This is a genomic window from Methanobrevibacter sp. (genome assembly GCF_045114555.1).
Taxonomy (GTDB): domain Archaea; phylum Methanobacteriota; class Methanobacteria; order Methanobacteriales; family Methanobacteriaceae; genus Methanobrevibacter.
The window spans coordinates 74,610-80,992 of the sequence record NZ_JBGUKT010000002.1; the positions used below are offsets into that span (position 1 = coordinate 74,610).

Sequence of the window (6,383 nt, forward strand, 5' to 3'; positions counted from 1 at the left end):
ATCATGAAAATGGATACGAAAGGCCAAATAAGTGTAGAATTACTGCTATTAATCAGTTTTTCACTTATTGCAGCAATCATATTAGCAAATGCAATAATTGATGCCAATGAACTAAACGTGGCAATGGCTTCAGCAAGAGATGGCGCTCTTGAAGGAATCTCATCAAATGGATTGGCAATTTATCCAAAGGAATCCTATGATAACTATTCAAAAGATTTCAGGAAGCAATCACTCTTAAGGGAAAAGAATATAAAAATAGTTAATATAAGCCAATCCATAAAAGGAAAGGACAGTTTCAATAGGACAAGAATACAATTGAAGATTTATGCATCATCTCCAAATGTGAAAACAAAAGAAGAAAAGGAAGCTGTTGGAGATCGTATAAATTATAATGTTAGAAAAAGCATAACACAATCTTTCAAAAGTGAGAATATTACAAATAAACTGTTTAATCCTGCATTTTCAAATAAATACAGTTTCACTACTGCAAATGTAGTTTGGGTTTGATTGACAAAAAATCTTAAAAAAAGAGAAAAGAGAAGATGAAAATAAAATTAATAAAAATTTTAATAGTGAGAGAAAATAGAAAAATTGAAAATAAAAAATATTTAAAAAAAGAATAATGAAAAATAAAAAATATTTAAAAAAAGAATAATGAAAAATAAAAAAAGTATTAGGATATTATCCTAAATAATAGAAAATATCTTTTAGATGAATGAATTGTGCAAATGTTTGGTTATGGGTAACTCCAGGCATTAAAATAGCCACAATTATTCCTAGTATACCAAATAGAATACCAATACCCCAAATCATCATTACAGCAGTCTTTTCATCAACAGGTTTTCTTAAAACAAATCTAATTAAAGATTTGAATCCTTGTTCAGGCCTTACCAATTTACCATCATCATTTAATTGAGTAGGCTTATGCTGTTGCCTTTCCATAACTCCTGCACTATAGAATTTAAGTGCAGCATCAATGATATTAGGCAAAAGAACAATAGATGCAATCAATTTTACCCTACCAATAAATGCAATGGCAGCAATGGTTGCTCCAATGATAAGTGTACCGGTATCTCCAGGGAAAACCTTTGCAGGATACTTATTGTAATAGAGGAAAGCAATTAAGGTACCTAACATGCTCATGCTTATAATAGCTACATCATATTTTCCAAGGATGATACAGCTTATTGTAAGGGAGGTCATTGAAATTACTCCAAGGCCTGATTCAATACCATTCAATCCTGCAAGCATATTGGTTAAATTGGAACAGATTGAAACAGCTATTGGAATCAAGAGCATATACAAAAGACCAACATTAGGTGGTGCAATCCACCATAATGGAATACCTGCCAAAAAGAGCAAGAACAACTTTTCCTTAGATGACAATACTATCAAGTCATCCACCATACCAACCATTCCAACAAGTAAAACTACAACAAGAACAACTACCAATTGGAATGTCAATGTTGGGAAAAGAATTATACCTACAAAAATTCCTATAATAAAACCAAATAGTATCCCCATACCACCCATTTCAGCTACAATAGGTCGAGAGGATTTATGGATATCCTTTCCTATGATTTCTGCCTTCTCAAGCTTACGAATAAGCCATGGCATGACTAATCGAGTACTGATAAATGATAAGATCCCACAAATCAATGCAATGACAACTAAAGGCAATGTGGGAATTGAAATTAAACTTGACATTTTTACACCAAATATTGTTTAATCTAAAATTAATTAATAATAAATTACAAGAATCTATTATTAAAAATTTAATTATTGAAAATTTAATAAATTTATTAATTTAATTAATTTATTTTTTATTATTTATATTAAATAAACTTTTTATAAAATTCATGACAGAACAAAAATAAAAAATATATAAAAAATAACTAAAACCATAAAAAAGTAATAGCCCATCCTACATATAACAAATCCAAATAAGCAAAATGCCAATTAAAGTTTATTATATTAAATATATAGTTAATTAAATTAAAAGAACATGACATAACCATCAAAAATATCAATTATTAATTTTATTTTTCTACTGATGAATTTTTTGTTAAAAAATGAGGCAGAAAATAAGTCATATTTATAAAATTTTTCTCTAAAAAATGAAATTTTAAGAAAAATTGAAAATTAAAAATTTAAAAAAAAATTTAATTAAATAAAAAAAGTATAAAATCAAAAATTATAATCTAAAAAAAAGTTCAAAGTAAATAAAAATAAAACAAAAAATTTAAATTTTAAAAAAAAAGTTCAAAGTAAATAAAAATAAAACAAAAAATTTAAATTTTAAAAAAAAGTTTAAATAAATAAAAATAAAATAAAAAAAAGTTAAATTTTATAAAAAAAATAAAAAATGAAGATAAAGGATCAATCCTCATCTTCTTCGTCTTTTTTTCTTCTTAATGGTATAATGCCTAAGAATACAAGTACAAATAAAAGTGCTAAAACTGGGTTTCCAGTAGCTTTAGTAGACAAGTCAATGCCATTAGCATGACCTTTATGATCATTAGAGCCATTATTGTTTTCTTCTATGACTTTAATGTATCCACCATCAACTACAGATGATTCATATTTATCATCACCAGTGTAGAAAACCTTAATTGGGTGTTTGCCCACTTTTAAGCCACTTACAGTAAATACAGCTTTACCATCTTTGATTTGAGAAGTGTAATTCTTGCCATCTATTTCAATAGTAACCTTACCAGTTGCGTCTTCTGGAAGAGTTACAGTGATTTTACCATCTTCACCCACTTTAATGGTTGGTGCACTAACATCAACATCTGGTTTAACCTTAGATACAGTGAATGTAGTCTCATTTGAACTGTCTGTGTAATTTTCACTTCCAGGGTATGAAACAGTTACAGTATGATTGCCTGCTTTTAATCCTGGAACTTTAAGACTTGCCTTACCGTTTTTAGGAGTTACATGATATTCTTTTCCATCAACGGTAATGGTTAATTTTCCAGGAGCAGCACTAGGTGATAATTCCACATTGATGACAGCATCTTCTCCAACCTTGATATCATCTACAGATACGGTTACAGATGTTTCCTTCTTAAGTACATGGAATACATCATCGTCATCCGCTTCGTTGTAGTTTTCATTACCATTATAGTGTACACTAGCAGGATATGTTCCAACTGCCAAGTTTTCAAGGTCCCATTGTGCTTTGCCTGAATATGCATTAAGCAATGCTGCAAAGAGAGTGTGTCCATAACCTTCTTCAAGTGGTAAAGTAATGTTGACACCATTTACATAGATGGTTACATTACCTGGAGCATTACAGGTTACGGTAAGCTCCTCAATATCACCATAGATAATGTCATAAACATGAATCTCAACGGTTGCATTTGCTTTAGCTACTTCAAACTTGCCCTCTGCAGTATTTGGTTTATAGTTATTATCTCCAGAGTAAGCAACTTGAACTGTGTAATTTCCTGCATTTAATTCTGAAACAGTGAATTTTGCAGTGGCCTCATCAACAGGAAGGTTTTCCTCATAAACAGGAACTCCATTCTTATAGAGGGTAATGGTTACATTACCTGTAGCGTCATCATTAACTGTAACATTAATGGTTTCATCATCACCATATGTGATATTCTCAGTATCTACTTTTACTGGAGTATCAATCTTATTAACGGTGAAATTGGCCTTAGCGGTTTCGGAGTTGTAATTGTTATCTCCTGAATATTCAACTGTTACATTATATTTACCGGCAGACAAATCAGGAATAGTGAAACTAGCTTTGCTACCACTAAGTTCAGAACTGTTACTATAAACAACATCTCCGTCTTCATTGGTAACTGTAATGCTTACAGTACCGGTAGCGTCATCATTAACTGTAACATTAATGGTTTCGCTGTCATGATAATCAATATCACTTGTATTCACAAGAATTGAAGGATCAATCTTATTTACAGTGAAATTAGCCTTATCATCAGCACGCCTATAATTATCATCCCCATTATAATTAACGGTCACATTATATTTTCCTGCAACTAAACCGTCAACAGGAACAGTGACAGCACCATCAGTAAGATTATGGGTATCATTATAAACAACAGCACCAGTTTCATCAGTAACGACAACAGTCACATTACCAGTAGGAGTAATACCAGCAGCACCAGTCACATTGACTTTAATGGATTCACTGTCATGATAATCGATATCTGTAGTGTTTACACTAACTGTAGGTTTGGCTTTACCAACAGAGAATTGATTCTTGCCTTCTATAGAAGTGTAGTTTTTATCACCATTATAGGTAACTGTAACATTATAATCCCCAGCAGGTAAGTCTTCTACAGAAACGGTAATCTTACCATCACTAAGATCCACAGTATCCTTAAAGACAACATCACCACTAGAATTTCTAACAATGACAGTAACATTTCCAGTAGGGGTAGAACCACCCTCAACACCAGTCACATTAACCTTAATGATTTCATCATCACCAAAAGCAATGTCTGTTGGTTCGACATCAATTGAAGGTTCTACTTTACTGACTTCAAATTGGTCCTCACTTTGGTTGGAATAGTGATTATCATCACCGTTATAGACTGCTTTTACTGTATGTTCTCCACCAGATAATCCAGGGATATTCAATACAGCAGTTGCACCCTCTTCTGTTTGAGTTAAGTTTACGGTACCATACACTTTACCACCGATAGTGATAGTGACGTTTCCAGTAATGTTCTTTCCTGTTACATTAACAGTGATTGTTTCAGATTCACCATAATCAATGTTTATTCCCTCAACAGAAACACTTGGTGTGGATTTATCTACACTAAAACTACCTGTTCCATTATGAGGTTTATAATTATTGTCTCCACCATAACTTACGTCAACTGTGTAATCACCAGCGTTTAAGTCTTCAACAGGGACAGTTACGGTACCATCCTCTTTAACCGGAAGATCAGTGAAGGTCTTTTCAAAACCATCTGGACCTTTAACAGTTACATTTACAGTACCGGTAGCATCTTCTGGAAGAGTGACCTTAATGGTTTCTGTGTCACCATAAGTAATATCAGTAGTATTTACTACAACAGTGGAATCAATCTTATTGACTGTGAAACTAGCAGTATTGCTTGCATCAGTGTAATTAGAATCACCATTATAAGTGACATTCACATCATAATCACCAGCAGGCAACAAATTCGCAGGAACAGTGACAGTCATTTTACCGTCACTAAGGTCTACAGTATCATTAAAGACAACATCACCACTAGCATTAGTAACAATAACAGTCACATTACCAGTAGGGGTAGAACCACCATCAACACCAGTCACATTGACTTTAATGGATTCACTATCATGATAATCAATATCAGTAGCATTCACATTAACGGTAGGAGTAGCCTTACTTACAGAGAAGTTAGCTACAGCACTGGACGGATTAAAGTTACCATCACCATTATAAGTGACATTCACAGTGTAGTTTCCTGCAGGCAAATCAGCTACATTAACACCAACAGTACCATTCTCAATAGGAACATTATTAAATGTTTTAGTAACACCATCAGGACCAGTTACAGTAATATTAACGGTTCCAGTAGCACCATCAGTAACATTATACTTAATGGTTTCATCAGCACCATAGGTAATGTTAACCGGTTCTACAGTAACTGTAGAATTGATTGAATTTACTTTGAAACTACCAGTGAAGGTTGAATTAGCGTAATTATCATCACCATTATAGGTAACGTTAACATTATAATCACCAGCAGGTAAATTCTCTACAGGAACAGTTACAACACCATTAGTAATAGGAACAGTATCATTGAATACAACATCCCCATCATCATTGGTAACTATGACAGTGACGTTTCCAGTAGGAACTTCTCCACCATCAACACCAGTTACATTTACTTTAACCGGCTCAGTAGTGTTATAATCAATATCAGTAGTATTGACACTAACAGAAGGGCTTGCCTTACTTACAGAGAAGTTAGCTACAGTACTGGAAGGATTATGGTTATTGTCACCACCATAGGTAACGTTAACACTATAGTTTCCAGCAGGTAAATCAGCAACATTTACACCAACAGTACCATTTGCAATAGGAACATCAGTAAATGTTTTAGTAACACCATCCGGACCAGTCACAGTAATATTCACAGTACCAGTAGCACCATCAGTCACATTAAACTTAATGGTCTCATTATCACCATAAGTGATATTGGTAAGATTAACAGTCACAGCTGAATCAATAGCACCAACAGTGAAATTAGCTACAGCACTTGATGGATTGAAGTTATTGTCACCATTGTAAGTGACATTCACAGTGTAGTTTCCAGCAGCTAAATCAGCAACATTAACACCAACAGTACCATTTGCAATAGGAACATCATTAAATGTTGCAACAACACCATCAA

The 6,383-nt window shown here is 32.9% G+C and carries 3 protein-coding genes; 1 reads left to right on the plus strand and 2 read right to left on the minus strand.

Annotated elements, in window-relative coordinates:
• Positions 1–3: 3 nt before the first annotated feature.
• Positions 4–507: a hypothetical protein gene (locus ACJMLB_RS00370; RefSeq protein WP_405322738.1), complete on the plus strand. Its 504-nt coding sequence runs from the start codon at positions 4–6 to the stop codon at positions 505–507.
• A 174-nt stretch (positions 508–681) separates the two neighbouring features.
• On the opposite strand, the gene ACJMLB_RS00375 is transcribed toward ACJMLB_RS00370, so the two are convergent.
• Positions 682–1,707, minus strand: a complete 1,026-nt coding sequence (locus tag ACJMLB_RS00375; RefSeq protein ID WP_405322740.1) for a multidrug transporter — start codon at positions 1,705–1,707, stop codon at positions 682–684.
• A gap of 672 nt (positions 1,708–2,379) precedes the next feature.
• Positions 2,380–6,383 (minus strand): Ig-like domain repeat protein (locus ACJMLB_RS00380; protein WP_405322742.1); only part of this gene is annotated, 4,004 nt, incomplete at its 5' end.

Excerpts from the sequence above, each read along its gene's own strand:
- ACJMLB_RS00370 (WP_405322738.1), top strand. The coding sequence starts at position 4 with ATGAAAATGGATACGAAAGGCCAAATAAGTGTAGAATTACTGCTATTA.
- ACJMLB_RS00375 (WP_405322740.1), bottom strand. The coding sequence starts at position 1,707 with ATGTCAAGTTTAATTTCAATTCCCACATTGCCTTTAGTTGTCATTGCA.